The sequence below is a fragment of the Agarivorans sp. QJM3NY_29 genome, assembly GCF_050870835.2.
Classification (GTDB): Bacteria; Pseudomonadota; Gammaproteobacteria; order Enterobacterales; family Celerinatantimonadaceae; genus Agarivorans.
Genome location: NZ_CP194036.2, coordinates 3,889,025 through 3,904,345 on the forward strand (window position 1 = coordinate 3,889,025; position 15,321 = coordinate 3,904,345).

General features: G+C 44.9%; 20 protein-coding genes and 1 pseudogene. 16 read left to right on the forward strand and 5 right to left on the reverse strand.

The window, feature by feature from the left end; genetic code table 11:
- Window positions 1–375: 375 nt before the first annotated feature.
- The 9 genes and pseudogenes from ACRRS0_RS17560 (at window position 376) to ACRRS0_RS17600 (ending at window position 5,020) form a co-directional block, all read left to right on the forward strand.
- A complete protein-coding gene (locus ACRRS0_RS17560) occupies window positions 376–900 on the forward strand; it encodes a DUF3450 family protein (RefSeq protein ID WP_432451920.1) in 525 nt (174 codons plus the stop codon).
- Between the two features lie 51 nt (window positions 901–951).
- Complete coding sequence (locus ACRRS0_RS17565; RefSeq protein WP_432451919.1) at window positions 952–1,617, forward strand: hypothetical protein; 666 nt, start codon at window positions 952–954, stop codon at window positions 1,615–1,617.
- A gap of 29 nt (window positions 1,618–1,646) precedes the next feature.
- Window positions 1,647–2,186 (forward strand): MotA/TolQ/ExbB proton channel family protein, encoded by a 540-nt coding sequence (locus ACRRS0_RS17570; RefSeq protein ID WP_439022890.1) that lies wholly within the window; start codon window positions 1,647–1,649, stop codon window positions 2,184–2,186.
- The gene (locus tag ACRRS0_RS17575) at window positions 2,187–2,402 is read left to right on the forward strand and encodes a hypothetical protein (RefSeq protein WP_432451917.1); all 216 of its coding nucleotides are present in this window, start codon (window positions 2,187–2,189) and stop codon (window positions 2,400–2,402) included.
- An 18-nt stretch (window positions 2,403–2,420) separates the two neighbouring features.
- Window positions 2,421–2,720, forward strand: coding sequence for a MotA/TolQ/ExbB proton channel family protein (locus tag ACRRS0_RS17580; RefSeq protein WP_432451916.1), 300 nt, complete (start codon window positions 2,421–2,423; stop codon window positions 2,718–2,720).
- Window positions 2,721–3,131, forward strand: a pseudogene (locus tag ACRRS0_RS17585) (ExbD/TolR family protein).
- Complete coding sequence (locus ACRRS0_RS17590; protein ID WP_432451915.1) at window positions 3,131–3,517, forward strand: hypothetical protein; 387 nt, start codon at window positions 3,131–3,133, stop codon at window positions 3,515–3,517. Before ACRRS0_RS17585 ends, ACRRS0_RS17590 begins: the two are co-directional and overlap by 1 nt.
- 32 nt (window positions 3,518–3,549) lie before the next feature.
- The gene (locus ACRRS0_RS17595; protein WP_439022903.1) at window positions 3,550–3,822 is read left to right on the forward strand and encodes an energy transducer TonB; all 273 of its coding nucleotides are present in this window, start codon (window positions 3,550–3,552) and stop codon (window positions 3,820–3,822) included.
- Window positions 3,812–5,020 carry a tetratricopeptide repeat protein gene (locus tag ACRRS0_RS17600; RefSeq protein ID WP_432451914.1) on the forward strand — a complete coding sequence of 403 codons (1,209 nt, stop codon included), beginning with the start codon at window positions 3,812–3,814 and terminating at the stop codon, window positions 5,018–5,020. The genes ACRRS0_RS17595 and ACRRS0_RS17600 overlap by 11 nt, the downstream gene beginning before the upstream one ends.
- Here ACRRS0_RS17600 and focA read toward each other — a convergent pair.
- Entirely contained in the window at window positions 5,017–6,558 is a 1,542-nt protein-coding gene (focA, locus tag ACRRS0_RS17605) for a formate transporter FocA (protein WP_432451913.1), read from the reverse strand. The genes ACRRS0_RS17600 and focA overlap by 4 nt on opposite strands.
- A gap of 188 nt (window positions 6,559–6,746) precedes the next feature.
- Between focA and ACRRS0_RS17610 the strand changes: the two genes are divergently transcribed.
- A complete protein-coding gene (locus ACRRS0_RS17610; RefSeq protein WP_432451912.1) occupies window positions 6,747–7,652 on the forward strand; it encodes a LysR substrate-binding domain-containing protein in 906 nt (301 codons plus the stop codon).
- A gap of 385 nt (window positions 7,653–8,037) precedes the next feature.
- Here ACRRS0_RS17610 and ACRRS0_RS17615 read toward each other — a convergent pair whose 3' ends face one another.
- The 3 genes from ACRRS0_RS17615 to ACRRS0_RS17625 all read right to left on the reverse strand — a co-directional run bounded on the left by ACRRS0_RS17615 (window position 8,038) and on the right by ACRRS0_RS17625 (window position 9,849).
- Window positions 8,038–8,373: a DUF3634 family protein gene (locus tag ACRRS0_RS17615; RefSeq protein ID WP_432451911.1), complete on the reverse strand. Its 336-nt coding sequence runs from the start codon at window positions 8,371–8,373 to the stop codon at window positions 8,038–8,040.
- A 331-nt stretch (window positions 8,374–8,704) separates the two neighbouring features.
- Entirely contained in the window at window positions 8,705–9,277 is a 573-nt protein-coding gene (locus ACRRS0_RS17620; protein ID WP_432451910.1) for a YceI family protein, read from the reverse strand.
- The gene (locus ACRRS0_RS17625) at window positions 9,274–9,849 is read right to left on the reverse strand and encodes a cytochrome b (RefSeq protein ID WP_432451909.1); all 576 of its coding nucleotides are present in this window, start codon (window positions 9,847–9,849) and stop codon (window positions 9,274–9,276) included. The genes ACRRS0_RS17620 and ACRRS0_RS17625 overlap by 4 nt, the downstream gene beginning before the upstream one ends.
- 323 nt (window positions 9,850–10,172) lie before the next feature.
- On the opposite strand from ACRRS0_RS17625, the gene ACRRS0_RS17630 reads away from it, so the two are divergent.
- Window positions 10,173–10,349 (forward strand): PA3496 family putative envelope integrity protein, encoded by a 177-nt coding sequence (locus ACRRS0_RS17630; protein ID WP_432451908.1) that lies wholly within the window; start codon window positions 10,173–10,175, stop codon window positions 10,347–10,349.
- Window positions 10,350–10,786: 437 nt separating this feature from the next.
- A complete protein-coding gene (gene nhaD / locus ACRRS0_RS17635) occupies window positions 10,787–12,034 on the forward strand; it encodes a sodium:proton antiporter NhaD (protein WP_432456146.1) in 1,248 nt (415 codons plus the stop codon).
- A gap of 159 nt (window positions 12,035–12,193) precedes the next feature.
- Here nhaD and ACRRS0_RS17640 read toward each other — a convergent pair whose 3' ends face one another.
- Window positions 12,194–13,081, reverse strand: a complete 888-nt coding sequence (locus tag ACRRS0_RS17640) for a LysR substrate-binding domain-containing protein (RefSeq protein ID WP_432451907.1) — start codon at window positions 13,079–13,081, stop codon at window positions 12,194–12,196.
- A 118-nt stretch (window positions 13,082–13,199) separates the two neighbouring features.
- On the opposite strand from ACRRS0_RS17640, the gene ACRRS0_RS17645 reads away from it, so the two are divergent.
- From ACRRS0_RS17645 to ACRRS0_RS17660, 4 genes are all read left to right on the forward strand, one after another.
- A complete protein-coding gene (locus tag ACRRS0_RS17645; RefSeq protein WP_432451906.1) occupies window positions 13,200–13,496 on the forward strand; it encodes a carboxymuconolactone decarboxylase family protein in 297 nt (98 codons plus the stop codon).
- A gap of 5 nt (window positions 13,497–13,501) precedes the next feature.
- Entirely contained in the window at window positions 13,502–13,891 is a 390-nt protein-coding gene (locus ACRRS0_RS17650) for a tautomerase family protein (RefSeq protein WP_432451905.1), read from the forward strand.
- Complete coding sequence (locus tag ACRRS0_RS17655) at window positions 13,888–14,370, forward strand: DUF4865 family protein (protein ID WP_432451904.1); 483 nt, start codon at window positions 13,888–13,890, stop codon at window positions 14,368–14,370. Before ACRRS0_RS17650 ends, ACRRS0_RS17655 begins: the two co-directional genes overlap by 4 nt.
- A gap of 293 nt (window positions 14,371–14,663) precedes the next feature.
- On the forward strand, window positions 14,664–15,263 hold the full coding sequence (locus tag ACRRS0_RS17660) for a glutathione S-transferase family protein (RefSeq protein WP_432451903.1): 600 nt from the start codon (window positions 14,664–14,666) through the stop codon (window positions 15,261–15,263).
- Window positions 15,264–15,321: the final 58 nt, after the last annotated feature.

The following is a 15,321-nucleotide window of genomic DNA, read 5'->3' on the forward strand; positions in this document are numbered from 1 at the left end:
AATGTAGCCCCCATAATGGCTCCAATCATGCAGAGAATTCAGCTTCATCGAGTCATTTTATCTGATACTAGCGGCTTGTTAAGTTATGAGCCTAAACCGATTTTGGCTGGCTTTGGCTCTCTCAAATTAAGGTATGAATGTGTTGGTAACGACAATTGACTATTCATTGCAAGGACGGAGGATATGAATCAATATTTGATGCTATTTACGTTGTTACTGGCCTCAGCGAGTGTACTAGCAAATAAGCAACACTTAATGCCTTCAAAGCTGGCAGATCAACGCCAGCTCCAACAACTTAATCGAAGCTCACAATAGCAAATCGATCAATTAGATGCACAACGTCAAGCGACCCTCAATGAAAAACGTCAATTACGCTTGCAAAGCGAACTCTTAGAGCAATATAACCTGCACTTACATGCCATGCTCCTTCAGCAGCAACAACAGTTACAGCAACTCAAAGGCGATCTCACGTCCTTAGCCCAAAGCGAACAACATGCCCTTCCCTTGGTGCATCAGATGTTGAATGAACTCACACCATTTGTCGCCAGAGATCTGCCATTTCTGAGCCAAGAACGAGAGCTACGCTTACAGGACCTCGTGCAACTTTTAAACAGAGCTGATATGAACTTGGCAGAAAAATATCGCCAAGTATTAGATGCTTACCAAATCGAAATGGAATATGGGGAGACCATCGAGGCATATCAAGCCATGCTCAACGAGCGTCAGGTCAATTTCTTTCGGCTTGATCGCACCGCTTTATACTATCAAACGCTCAACGCACAGCAGTCGGCACTGTGGGATCCAGCGACGCAACAATGGCAAATTTTAAGCCCTACAGACAACCTCAGTTTAAGGATGCCATCGCTATTGCTTGAGAACGACAAGCGCCTCGCCTACTGAGCTTACCGATACCACCTCCATCAAACCACATCAACAAGTCGGAACCATAAAATGCATTTGTCTCCGGCCAAATTACTGATGATTTCGCAGCTCAGCTTCAATAACATCACTTGCTGGGCGAATAATCAACTCAAGCTCAGCCAAAGCCAAGCACTAAACCAGCAACGCGAACAGCAATTTGAGCAAGCTCTTCAACAACAACGACTGCGATTACAGCAAACTCGCCAACGTTTAGCGCAGGCTGAAGCCACACAACAGCTGTTAAAACAACAGTTTGTGAACAATGAACATGCAATTAGCCTGAGCCAGCAGCAACTTCAACAAAGTAGTGGCCAACTTGGAAAAGTATTTGAACTGATCAAGGCCAAGGCGACAGAAAACCAAATAGCCTTAGATAAATCCTTAGTGGCAGCAGAGTACCCCGATGCCAGCAAGCGTTTAGACTTTGCCAAACGTCAAGGTCTTCCCACTGCGGCCGAGATACAACAATTCCCTCGGGTGTTACTGGCACAACTGCAATATTCAGCCAGTATCAGTTTTTTTGATACCGATATGATCGATAGCGATGGTCAAGTGCAGCGACAGCACTTACTAAGAATTGGTAGCTTTAATATTATCAATCAACAGGGCCAATACTTGGAATGGCAGGCAGCACTAAAAAATTACAGCTCTATCCCCGCCAACCCAAGCAACAAGCCAACTGGCAACAACGACTAAAACAAGCCGGTCCCGTAGCTGGGCTAATCATGGTGCTCGCACTAGTCGACTTAGTAGTCGGTTTATTCCGTCTTTTCATACTCTTACAAAATGAACGGAGAGTACGACAACAATTAAATCATCCCCAACAGCTGTCTACCAATAACGCCTTAGCTCGGGTATTAAGCGCCGCCCAAGGACCAAGCTCTTGCCTAGAGGACTTAGAGCTACGTATCGATGAAGCAATATTAGGCGAACTACCAAAGATTGAGCGAGGCCAAAGTTTAGTCAAGTTGTTCGCTGGGCTCGCTCCGCTACTGGGTCTACTGGGCACGGTGTTAGGCATGATCACGACTTTCCAAAATATTAGCCCTTATGGGAGTAGCGATCCTAAATTTCTAGCGGCAAAGATCTCACAAACCTTGATCACCTCAGTACTGGGCCTACTCGCCGCTATTCCCTTGTTGTTTTGCCATAGCCTGATGAGCGCTCGCAGTCGAATATTACTGCAAGTGATTCAACAGAAAGGTTTAGCGCTGCTTGCTCAGCAACACCGACACGAACCGTCCAGCAATGCTGTCGACAAATAAATGATGAAGCATGGCCTGATGTTGCTGCACTCAAGCCTCGACAGCCTACATCTGCTGTTGCATCTCGGAGGGTGGGTTTTATCGTTGTTACTCGGCCTCTCGGTATTACTAGCGAGCCTATTATTGGAACGTGACTGGTTTCGACTGATCAGCTATCCAGCCCAACACAAGGCTTACCAAACTCAGCTAAAAGGCCTAGAACACCGCGATCAATGACTTAACCTACGCTGCGATATGGAACTTAAACTGAATCAACACCTGAACTTAATCAAAACGCTAATCAGTGTGTGTCCTTTATTGGGCTTGCTCGGCACCGTCAGTGGCATAATTGAAGTCTTTGACAATATGGCCTTGGCGGGCAGCGCCGATCCACGCTTAATGTCTTCAGGCATTGCTCGGGCAAGTTTGCCCACGATGACAGGCATGAGTATCGCCGTCATCGGCTTAATCAATTTTACTTATATTAAACGCTGGACCACTCGCAGTAAGTTAGCGCTGCAACGACGTCCAGCGAATATAAAAAGGGATGCCTAGATGAAACGGCGCGATATCATCAATAAACCGGAAGAAGACGCCGAGATCAACATGACACCAATGCTGGACATCGTATTCATCATGCTGATTTTTTTCATTGTCACCAGCAGTTTTGTCAGAGCAAGTAGTATCGAAGTGAATCCTCCAAGTGCGCAGACTGGCCAATGACAAAATGACTCGGCCAGCCACTTAAGCCTAGCCGCCGATGGTAATATTGAACTCGATGGCCAGCGCACCGACCTACGCTTGGTCAAGACAAAACTTCAGCAATTAACAACGCAGCGGACCAATTTTGCCATCTTAGTCAAGGCCGACCAACAATCCACAACCGGGCAATTGGTGGCACTTTTAGCTCAACTTCGCTTAGCCAAAGTTCCTTATCGCCTAGCAACCCAAGCGAGTCAACCTTAATGTTACGCCTTTTATTCGCCTTTCCCGCAGGCCTGCTCGTAGCGGGCAGTTTTTTTGTATTCCTGGCTAACATCTCGGGACTCAAACAAGTGCCGCTCCCCCAAGCGCAACCCTTAGCTGCTATACAGTTATTTGCTCAACGCCACAGCCGCAAGCCCGAATTGGTTCAGCGTCGACCTCTGGTACCGCCTCATTTAGCGCCAACCACAACGGAGTTTCATTTCAGTCCACCAGCAACCAGTGTTCACCAAACACAAGCAAATATAGAACTCTCGGTTTCAGCGATCGCTCTCCCCCTCGCTAAAGTTAGTCTTAGCCCCCTTAAACTACCGGCTCTTACCGCAAGCGTGACCAAGGCCGAGCTAAGCTCCCCAATAACCTACTGAGCGAAGGCAAGGCGCTTCGCCTCATACTCGGAATTCAACCGAGCTACCAAGTAAAACCGCAATATCCTTTCAATGCGCAACGACGCAACCTCGAAGGCAAGGTTGAACTAGAATTTATGGTCGGCTCCGATGGCAGAGTAAAGGCTTCAAGCATCAAAGTACTAGCGGCCGAGCCTGCCCTGATATTCGAACAGGCTGCACGCCGTGCCGTGCAGAACTGGCGTTTCCCCATTAAGTATCAACAACAACGGTCAGTAAGCTTTATAACGCGCCAGCTGATTGAGTTTAATTTGCATGAACAGTAAATACTTAATCGTACTATCAATTATATTTATTTCATTTAGCAGCAATGCGGCCAAATTAAGTCAAAGCGAAAGCCGTCAGCTACAATCCGCACAACGACTGCGACAACAACGATTCACAGAGGCCGAACACTATCTCAAGCAGTTAAATCATCAATATCAACAACAAAAACGGGCTTACGCACAAACCGTTGCTTTGCTTTATCGAAGTCAAGTTGCTCTGGAACAGCAAACTTATGCTCAAGCGCTCAACAATTTGCAAGAGGCTTACCATTTACAGCAACTTTCCGATGACCAACAAAACAGCACTCTCTACCAAATTGCGCAGCTACAATTACAAGAGCAGCAATGGTCGGCCGCCATTACGTCTTTTTCCCTTTGGCAAGCACAACAGCTCCCCCCCCCTGTATTGGCCGATAGTGAATTTTACTTGGCGCAGGCGCATGCTCAGCTAGGACATTGGAATAAAGCAGAACAACACATCGCTCAAGCTTTAACCAAACAACCCGCGGTGCCTCCTTTAATTTGGCTACCACTGGCTGTCAGTATTTATAGCCAACAACAACACTGGCCTTTAGCCATCAGAGTGCAACAGCAAGTATTATTGAGGCAAGGACAGCAACTTCAAGCTTATCTGGTTCTGGTAGCACTGTTACAACAAGCACGACAGCCCGATAAAGCGCTGGCTTACTTACAGCAAGCCTTTCAAGCCAACTTATTTGAAAATAGCGAACCCTACCTTTTACTCAGTCAACGATGGCAAAGCCAAGGCGCGCCTTATCAAGCAGCTTTGGTATTACAACAAGGCATGCAGCAAGGGCGCATGGCAGGGCAAACCAAACTACGCCAAAAACGCTGCCAATTATGGCTAAGCGCCAAAGACTACCCGCAAGCTTCCAGCTGTTTTAGTCAATCGCTCAATCTTGAGCCGAGCAGGAAACATTATCAACAGCTCGCTTATGCACAAGCGCAACAAAGGCTATGGCAGCAAAGTATCAATAGCTTACAGCGAGCGCTTGACTATCCCGACACCGAACCAGCCCACAACTACTTGAACCTCGGTTTGCTCTATCTGGAATTGCAACCTTATCCCGAGGCCGAGCAGGCATTAAAAAAGGCGGGAGAATCATCTTCAACCGCCTCTATCAGCCAACAAGCGCTGCGCTATTTACAGCAGCGACAAACGCTTAGTTTACCTTAAGCTACTGATGATTCAGCAACTGCTTTAAAAGTCTCGGCTTCAACTTTGGCTGGCGCACCGAGTGCTGGACGCAAGGCTTTCAGTACTTGATGACGAGTAACAACACCGACTAACTTACCGTTATCAACAACAGGGAAAATCTTCGGACGGTAAACACTGCTGTTACGTAGCCGCTCTTCAAGTGGTTGATGAGTGCTGCTCAACAATACACCTGAATCAGAAACGGGGTACACTTGAGCAACATCAACACTCATATATTCTGCTAGTTTAAGTAAATTATGATTAGGAGCCACGGTCATTACGTCCTTTTGCATGATACTTTCTACGTTAGTCGCACTTGGTTTGCTGTAATCTTCCAGCCATAACTTACGTAAAATTTCTAATTCAGAAACAAACCCAAGTAATTCCATCTGTTGATTCACGACCACAGAGCCAAACAAGCCATTCGCCAACAATGCATCACAGGCTGTCGCCAGAGTCATATCCGGGCTTAAGGGGGTGGTTACCGGTGACATAATGTCGGCAACAGTCATCGATTTTAAGTTTTGCATAGTTGGTTCTCCGATAGGACCAGAAATTTGATTTGATAAAACAGATATAGAACTTGAATGGATTTTTGCTTGTGGCTTACGGTGGTAGATTGACCAATAGCCCAAGCCCACAATCACTGCGCCACCAATGATGTTACCGATAGTGACTGGAATGACGTTGTGCCAAAAAAAGTTTGACCAAGTAAGATGAGCAAAAGCGCTGGATTGAATCCCTAAATCGCTCCAAAACGATGGTTCAGCCCAAGTTTTAATTGCGATCCCTAAAGGCACCATAAACATATTGGCCACGATGTGTTCAAAACCGGTACTCACAAACATCGCCACAGGCAAAATCACTAATGCGCCCTTGGCTGCACTCGACGTGGTACTAAAGGTCATCCATACCGCTAAACACACCAACAAATTACACAACATTCCCAACAATACGGCTTGCAAGAAGCTGTGCTCTAATTTGTGTTGTGCGATCGCCAAGGCATTTAAGCCCCACTGTCCATGATCCAATTGATAAAGCTTGGCGCCACTGACAATTCCAACCAGTAAGATGGCACCAATAAAGTTACCTAAATAAACCTTGCTCCAGTTCGCGAGCATCTGCCGAGTATTCAACTTACCGTTGGCCCGAGGAATAATAGACAATACCGTACTGGTAAATAACTCACCGCCACAGACCACTAGCAGTACCAAACCTAAACTAAATGCTAAACCTCCAAATAGGCGGTTAAAGCCCCAGCCCAATTGTTGTCCTGAGCCAGTGGTCACCGTAATGTAGAAAACGAAAGCAAGACCAATAAATATTCCTGCGCTAATTGCTAAACTCAAAGTTTTACCAGTACTGCCACTCGCCTTCTTATAGGCATACTGTTCGGCGTACTGTGTCATTTGATCCGGGCTTAAAGCAGCATTTGAAGCATGAACAGGCAAGGCACTTGGCTTACTTGTTGATACTACAAATGGGGCATTAAAACGCTCGGGTTGCTGTTGATTCATTCCCACAAAAACCTTTATTGAAAGCAGCTCAGCCGCTCGGTAGCTAATCGTGACACTACCTTAAACAGATAATTGCTCCGCAGTAAGCGCATAATTTTTATGACCGCTATCAAAACTATTGATAGCACTTAGCTTTACTATGCTAGGCTTGAAAGTTGGCCGTCATCCGATACTCACTGGAGTGATTAATGCGTTATTCCCTAAAGCAATTAACCGTGTTTGAAGCCGTTGCCACCCATGGTAGTGTCAGCGCAGCAGCTGAACACCTCGCATTAACCCAGTCAGCAGCCAGCATGTCGCTCGCACAATTAGAAAAACTGTTAGGTAAACCCTTGTTTGACCGTCGAGGCAAACGGATGGTATTAAGTCAATGGGGTCTATGGCTAAGACCCAAAGCCAAACAGCTATTACTCGATGCAATGCAAATAGAAGAAGGTTTCGAAAACCAGCACTTGGTGAGTGGTGAACTACAACTTTGCGCCAGCCAAACCGCAGCGGAACACTTGATCCCCGACCTAATTAGCGCGATCGATAACGATTTCCCTCAATTGAGAATTAACTTTTCAGTAGAAAATACCGCTGAAGTGATCAATGGCCTAATTAACTACGACTACCAACTTGGGGTCATTGAAGGGCGTTGTGATGACGACCGTATCGCTCACCACATCTGGTGTAATGATCACTTAGTGATTGTTGCCGCCTCCCACCATCCTTACGCCAAACTCGAAAAAGTCAGCATTGCTCAGTTGGAGCAAGCACGTTGGGTATTACGTGAGCCCGGAGCAGGCACACGACGAGTATTTGATAGTGCCATTCAAGGCACCATCGAAAGCCTAAAAGTGCATCGCGAATATGAGCATGTACCGGTGCTTCGTTCTTTGGTCGCTAACAATAGTTATCTTAGCTGCCTGCCCTATCTGGATGTGATAAAAGCTTTAGAGCGTGGCGAATTGGTCGTACTCAATGTACCTGAACTTAACATTGAACGCTCACTGTCTTTTATTTGGCGGAACGATACACCAGAAAACCCGCTGCGCGACTTAGTCATTACGGAAGCAAAAAGAATGTTTAAGTTACGCACCTCTCACCTATAAACAAAAGTCACTTGTATATTGAGAAAAAGCACTATACACTAAATGCGAATAGTTATCATTTAATATATGGTGCTTTATGAAACATCAATTGACTCTCGCAGCATCGGCTGCAACATTATTTATAGCGAACCCAGCTATGGCCAACCATGGCTGGCCAGCAAAAGAACTCTCAACCCTCGAAAATATAGCGCTCGCCTTATCGATGATGTTCTGCATGATATTTTGTATATGGTTGATAAAAACTATTAAACGCGCTCTAAATCAGCCTCATCTACTCACTTTACCCAAAAAGCTAAAGCGCTAAAAAGCAGCCATATATCACAACAGTTGAAGTGATGGGTCGATAACATCACCAGAGTAAAAAAGCTCGGTAATAGGCCGCAGGCTAATCGAGAAAAACGCTACTGCTGGTCTCTGAAGTTTTTTGACTATAAAGTTTGTGCGGAAATTGTTTTTCCAAATAGATCTGGTCTGCCACATCAATAGACGAAGAAAAATGCAAATGTAATCGTTGATTGCTTTCAATCCCTTTGATTAAACCGAGTACTTTCCTTCCCCGCATCATTTGGCGGCAATCATAAATAAATGAGCTCGGTAGATGGCCTTTGATAACATTCACTTTGCCAGAGCGTAGCTCACAGACAAAAGTACAATGAATATAGCGCAGTCGATAAACCAATACCGCAGCGATGACTAAACCAAACATAATACCAATTATCACACCACACTCCTTGTGTTGAGCTTTCAGCTAATCCGTTCTACATCGCTCAGCTATGAAGATAAAAAACTCAATAAGAGTAAATGTGATGCCTCAGAAAGACAATGGCAAACATAAATTTTTGGCTATTAATCAAAAATTTATGTTTTTTTGATAGGGGGAACCACAAATAAATAGACTGAAAACCGTTTCAAGAAAATACTTCTCCATCGCTTAAAAGTCACAACCAAGAAGCAGAGTAGGTTTTGAGAAAATAATGCCCAAGTGAAGTTTAGATATTTCACTTGGGCATCTTAGCTAGGAGGCTATGCTGCGCATTTAGGCTACAACAGGATTACTTTTTACGACCTTCAATCACTAAATCCATTTCTACAGAGGTGGATTTAGGGCCTAAATTCATCGGAATACCATAATCTTTCATCACTAACTGGGTTGAACCAACAAAACCAGCACGGTAACCACCCCAAGGGTCTTTACCTTCACCAACTTTGCTCACATCAATCACAATATCTTTCGTCACCCCGCGTAAGGTAAGTTGACCGTACAACTTGCCATGTTCTGCATCACTGGCCTCATACTTGGTGCTCACAAAGCTGGCTTGCGGATATTTATCAACCTCTAGGAAGTCTCCACTGCGGATGTGTTTATCACGCTCAGCGTGATTGCTATTTACCGATTTAGTATCAATATTAACTTTCACCTGAGTCGCCTCTGGAGCAGCCGCATCATAGCTAAATTCACCATCGAAAGTATCAAAGCGTCCAACCACAAAACTGTAACCTAAGTGATTAACCTTAAAGTTAATCGAGGCATGAGCGCCTTGGGTATCAATGACATAATCTGCGGCACTGGCCGGTAAAGCGAACATGCTTGCCGCAAATGCAGCAGCAATAAACTGTTTTTTCATTTTTTTATTCCTTTCATTAGTATACGAGCGGGTTTCAACATCCTAATTAATGTTCGGTCTTTATCTACAAAGTGGTGTTTTACAGCAGCCAAGGCATGCCCGGCCGCCAAAGCGATTAAACTCCAAGCAAGAAACGCATGTACTTTGCCTGCAAATTCTTCTTGCTGAGGAATACCATGCAAGGTAGCCGGCACTTCGAACCAATCAAATACAGAGATGGGACGAGCATCGGCAGTGGAAATCAAATAACCAGAAACCATCAATACAAACATCACAGAGTAAAGCAGAAAATTCCCGACTTTAGCGCCACGTTTTTCCAAGGGATGATGGTTTTCAAGGCTTAAGACCTGAGGATTTAAGTAGCGCCAACATAAGCGAAAAACCATTAAAATAAACAATAAGATCCCAACACTTTTATGGATCATCGGCGCGGTTTGATACCAACTCGAGTAATAGTTCAAATCCACCATGAACAGGCCCAAACCAAACAACATCAGCACAATGATGGTGGCGAGCCAATGGATCATAATCGAGATGAAACCATAGCCATTGGCGGTATTACGAAACTGCATAACAGTCCTTTTTGTTGCTTTAACATTTTCTAGTGGATTAGCATTACCGATAACGCCATCTAATAAAATCGAATTTAATGTTAAGGAATGTTCTATTTATTAGAAGCAAAGATAACAGCAAGACCACATCACACCACATTCAGCTACAAAGGTAATGGAATTCCTGACAAAAGCAAGCTCGACCCACTACGCAAAAGTGTTAAGACTTAACAAAAGCTTCACTTTCAAGGCTATACTTTTAAGGTACATTTTTCGTATCTCACAACAGCCAGAGATAATGAGAGCGCGCTTGAACTCGATGAAGTCAGTGTTGGAGCAGATTTATGAAACAACCAAGCTTTGACGATATGGACGAATGGGACGAACTAGACCTACTCCATAACGCAAAAAGTCATAAAACTCAGCGGGACAAAGCCAAAGCTCGTCGCCGCATTGATGAATACCACGAGCGTAGGCAGTTACAACGCCATCTCGATCAAGATTATGATGACGACTACTAATCGGTAGTAATGCAGACCTTTTATGTAACAATCAGGGAAGCTTCGGGCTTCCCTGATTTTTAACGGTGAAGCAAAAAAGCAGCCAAAATCTTGGCTGCTTGAGTCCCCCTGATCAACTAAGCTTATCATCCTCGCTGAGTTCCTCTCTAACCTCCCAATTAAACTACAGCCAACCGCCCTTTGTTACACCAACCCACAAAGCTCAACACAATTCAAACACCCACAGCGACAAGTAAATGAATAAAAAGAGTTTTGTAAAAAAAATGGATCTAAAATGCTACAAGGCTTTTTCTGCTGGCACTTTAGTCCTATAATTCGCCGTCAATTTATTCTATCAACAGCGCTTCTCCATAGCTGTTTGCCGCACTCATTGGCCGACGATCGCTTTAAGCAATGCCGACCCATTAGCTAATTAACAAGGAAAAAAGATGTCTCCAATCTTAGAGGTAGTACTAATCAGCTTCGCCGTACTGGCGCTGTTAGGTGTAGTTCTAGAAGATGTAATTCACGTCAATAAAGCCAAGGTCACACTGTTTTTGGGGACTTTGGCCTGGATCCTGTTATTCATCTTTCAGGGACAGGGGGAGCAGCATCAACAAGTCATCGATGGGCTTGGGGAAAACATCTCAGAAATTGCTGGATTATGGCTATTCCTTGTGGCGGCAATGACCTTCGTAGCCTATTTAAATAAAAAAGGTATGATTGAAAATCTTATCTATTTTTTCTTACCAAAACAAATTAGTGAAAAAGCGCTACTGTTTCTAACTGCTGTCTTCTGTTTCGTTTTTTCTTCCTTAGCCGACAACATCACCGCCACACTCGTTTCGGTTACCTTGATCCTATCGCTCAACTTAAGCCGCAAGAAAACCCTGCGTTTTGCCACTCTGGTGGTATTTGCAGTCAACTCTGGTGGGGTAGCATTGATCACCGGTGATGTTACAACTTTGATGATTTTCCTTGCCAATAAGGTCACCATTACCGATCTATTATTACTGTCGATCCCTTCGTTCTTCTCGGTATTACTGTTAGCACTAATGCTCTCTGTTGGCATGAAAGATACGATTGAAATCAAACGTCATATTACCGAAGTTCGCAAAGTAGATGCGGTTATTGCGATGATCTTTCTGGCAACTATTGTTTGTACCATTTTTGGCAATGCGCTCTATCAAATCCCGCCTGTGCTTAGTTTCCTATTTGGCATGTCGTTAATGTTCCTCACCGCCCGCTTCTTTAACGAAGACCAAGACGAAGATTCGATTTTGGAATACATTCGAGTCATTGAATTTGAAACCCTACTATTCTTCCTCGGGATCTTGCTATTGGTTGGCATGCTGAAAGAAATAGATGTACTCGACCAGCTGGTTTCGGTATACGAAGTCTTACCACCAATCGCCGCTAACTATCTAATGGGCGCAATGTCTGCCACCATCGACAACGTGCCACTCACCGCGGCCTTATTGAAAGCCGGTATTAGCATGTCAGCGCCAGATTGGCTGGGTTTGACTTACGCAGTTGGTGTGGGCGGTTCCTTACTGGTGATCGGCTCAGCTGCAGGCATTGTTGCCATGAGTAAAATTGATGGTTTAACCTTTGGTAGTTATTTACGCTACTTCCTCTATTTGCTGATTTCTTACACCGTGGGTTATGCCGCAGTGTATTACTTTAGCACGCTAATGATGGGCTAAATACTGGCGCAATTTTGAGTGCCATTTGTGATTCATTAAAGCAAGGGCTGCCCTGCTCAGGGCTGCCCTGAGACGAACCATTGACTAGGCTTAAATACTTGATCGCGAGCCTGCATCATCACCATGCAACAAACCTCACTCACCATCAACAATGCGGGCTTAAGCCGGCAACTTTAAACAGCGACTAACGACTTGCTGGCGCACAATCTCTCCTAAGCGAACAACTTCCGGCTTTTCCGCTCCCTCGGTGCGATGCATTAATAATCCTAAATTCCCCAAGGATGGCAATAAATCATCAATGGCCAAAAGGCTGGCTGGCAAGCCAATGCTGGTGCGTACGGTGACCCCCAAACCCGCCTCCACCGCAGCCCAGATTCCATTCAAACTCTGACTGCTATAAACCACCTTCCAGGGAATTCCCGCTTTATCGAGTGCTGCACTGGCCTTCTCCCGCATTAAGCAGGGTGCTTCAAACATCACCAAAGGTAGGGCTTGTCGACGTCGCAACAATGACTCCAGCGACAAGTTAGGATGGCTTAACCACAGCAAGGGAAGCGCACCCAAAACTTGTTGATTAGCGCAACTTTGACCGGCATCCCAGGCCAGCGCTAAGTCATATTGCCCTTGCTCAATGCCTTGAACTAACTGTTGATTACGGGTCACACTAGTACACAATTGAACTTGCGGATAAGCGCGACTAAATTGTCCCAGCACTTGAGTCAGAAAGCTCTCAGAAAAGTCTTGCTGCATCGCAAAATGCAGCTTCCCGGTTAACTCGGGAACCACCAAAGCCGCCATCGCTTCATCATTTAATGCTAATAGGCGTCTTGCATAACTAAGCAACTGCTCTCCACTATCAGTCGGCAACAGCTGGCGACCTGATTTTTTAACTAAGGGACAACCCGTCTGCTGCTCTAACTTCTTTAATTGAGCGCTCACCGCAGAACTTGAACGATGTAAGCGCTTGGCAGCAAGCGCGAAATTGTTTAATTCCATGCCCAATACAAAGCTACGTAAGGCCTGAAGATCTAAGGTTTGTTGGCTCACTCAAACTATCCTGAAATTCAAAACAATTAATCAAAAATGTTTTGATTTTATGTATCAACACATCATGCCAGAATCAATGGGTATTTCAAGTAGCAACCCCAAAATTCGAGGAAAGATCATGAACAACACCGAACAACTATTTCGTTATGCCCCAAAATTAAAACAACTGAGCGAGCAAGTCTTATTTGCTGATGTTTGGCAGCGCCCCTTATTAAGTCCACGAGAGCGCAGCCTTATAACATTAGCGGCACTGGCAGCTTTAGGCCGAACCGAACAACTGCCGTTTCATTTAACCCTGGCAGAAAAAAATAGCTTAACCAAGGAAGAGCTGGGGGAACTCTTCACCCACTTGGCTTTTTACGCAGGTTGGCCAGCGGCGGTCAGTAGCCTCTCTCGTATCGAACCACAGGGGTAAGTTCCATGCCAATGGTCAGAATATCTTTACTCCGCGGACACAACCGCAGCTACAAACAAAAGCTCAGCCAGATCCTACAACAAAGCTTAGCGTCTTGCTTTGCAGTACCGACCAATGATTGTTTTCAACTATTTGATGAATATGAGAGCGAGAATCGAGTCATTCACCCCACCTATTTGAGTCCCGGCAGAAGCGATGATTATGTGCTCATTCAAATCACCGCTGGGCGCCCGCGGAGCAGCCTGCAAAAACAAAACTTGTACCAACAATTGGCAGAGCAGTGTCAGCAACAATTGGACCTCGCGCCTGCCGATTTAATGGTGGTCATTTGTTTCAACCACGCTGAAGATTGGTCTTTTAGTCAAGGTCAGATATTCACTACGGAGGCTCTATGATAGCCATGCAATATCGAATTATCCTTCCGGCCGATTACAACATGGTCAATATTCAAACAAGGATTAAAGAAAAAGCCCATCTACTCGATGGCTACCCCGGATTAGTATTCAAGGCCTATTTATATTCAATCAAAGATAGTCCAGACTACTTCAGTACGGTCAATAGTTACGCCCCTTTTTACCTATGGAAAGATACCTCAGCAATGGCGAGCTTTTTGCGCAGTCCTGGCTTTGCCGCGTTGAGTGAGCAATTCGGTCGCCCTTCGGTGAAAAGCTGGCTACTTGAAGGTGAAATAAAGATGCCAGAGCAGCAAGCTTACGCTTGTATCGAATCAACAAGCACAGATACAGCCGATCTGATTGGCTTCGACTGCTCTAACTGGTCTTCGCTGAAGCTGAACTGGCTCAACCAAGCCAGCACCCAGCCAAGTGAGCAAAAACAATATTACCAAATTGGCTATCTCGCTCGCGGCCAATAAAACTCAGCACTTGCGCATCAGCAGTCATTTATCTGCTGATGCGCCCGCAATCACTGCCTATTATCATCCTCCCAAGCAACGACCAGTTCACGGTGAGGTCAGTTAGTATTCTTCATTTTCAGCTTTCTACGAGTCCTTTCCTATGAGCATCTATCGTTTGTCGATATACGTTCAATTCCTTAAAATCCTAATGAAAGTGGTAATATGAGTTTCTCCAACAGCCTTAAAATAGGAAATTCCCTTGTTAGCATAAAGGACTTTATTGAATCAACACTTATACTTTCGGAGGAAACATGGAAATATTGCTGTATAGCGCGAAAGGATCAAATAGCTCGCAAAGAGTAGAATGGATCCTCAATTTCAAAGCTATCCCACACCAAAAAATTGAGCTTAGCGCCAATGAATTGGCAACCAGCTATCGAGCCATTAACCCTTTTGGCTATGTTCCCTCCTTGGCTGTAGATGGTTTTGTATTTTCGGAATCGATGGCTATCGCCGAATATCTAGAGGAAAAATTTCAGAACGGTCCTTTACTTAGTCAAAATATCAACCAAAAAACCAATATTCGTCGTGTTTGTGAATACGTAAACTCAAGTATTCATTCACCTCAAAATAGAACTGTGCTCAAATTTTTTCGTCCTGAGCTCGATGAACCATCTAAACGAAAACTCCGCGGAGATTGGATTATACATTGCCTTGAACGACTAAGCGCAACTCTCTGTAATGAATCGGGATATGCTATAGGTACACACTTTAGTCTGGCAGATATATTTGTAGCTTCAATATACAAGAAGGCGTTGCAACATGCTTGTATCGAAAGTGAATTTTACAATCAGCACTTGCTGTTCATTCGAAAAAACCAAAGAGTAGCGACCTCGGAACCACCAACATAATCGGCTAGCCGGAGGTCTTTCACCTCCAGCTAGCGCTGCCTACCTCGGTCATGCCACT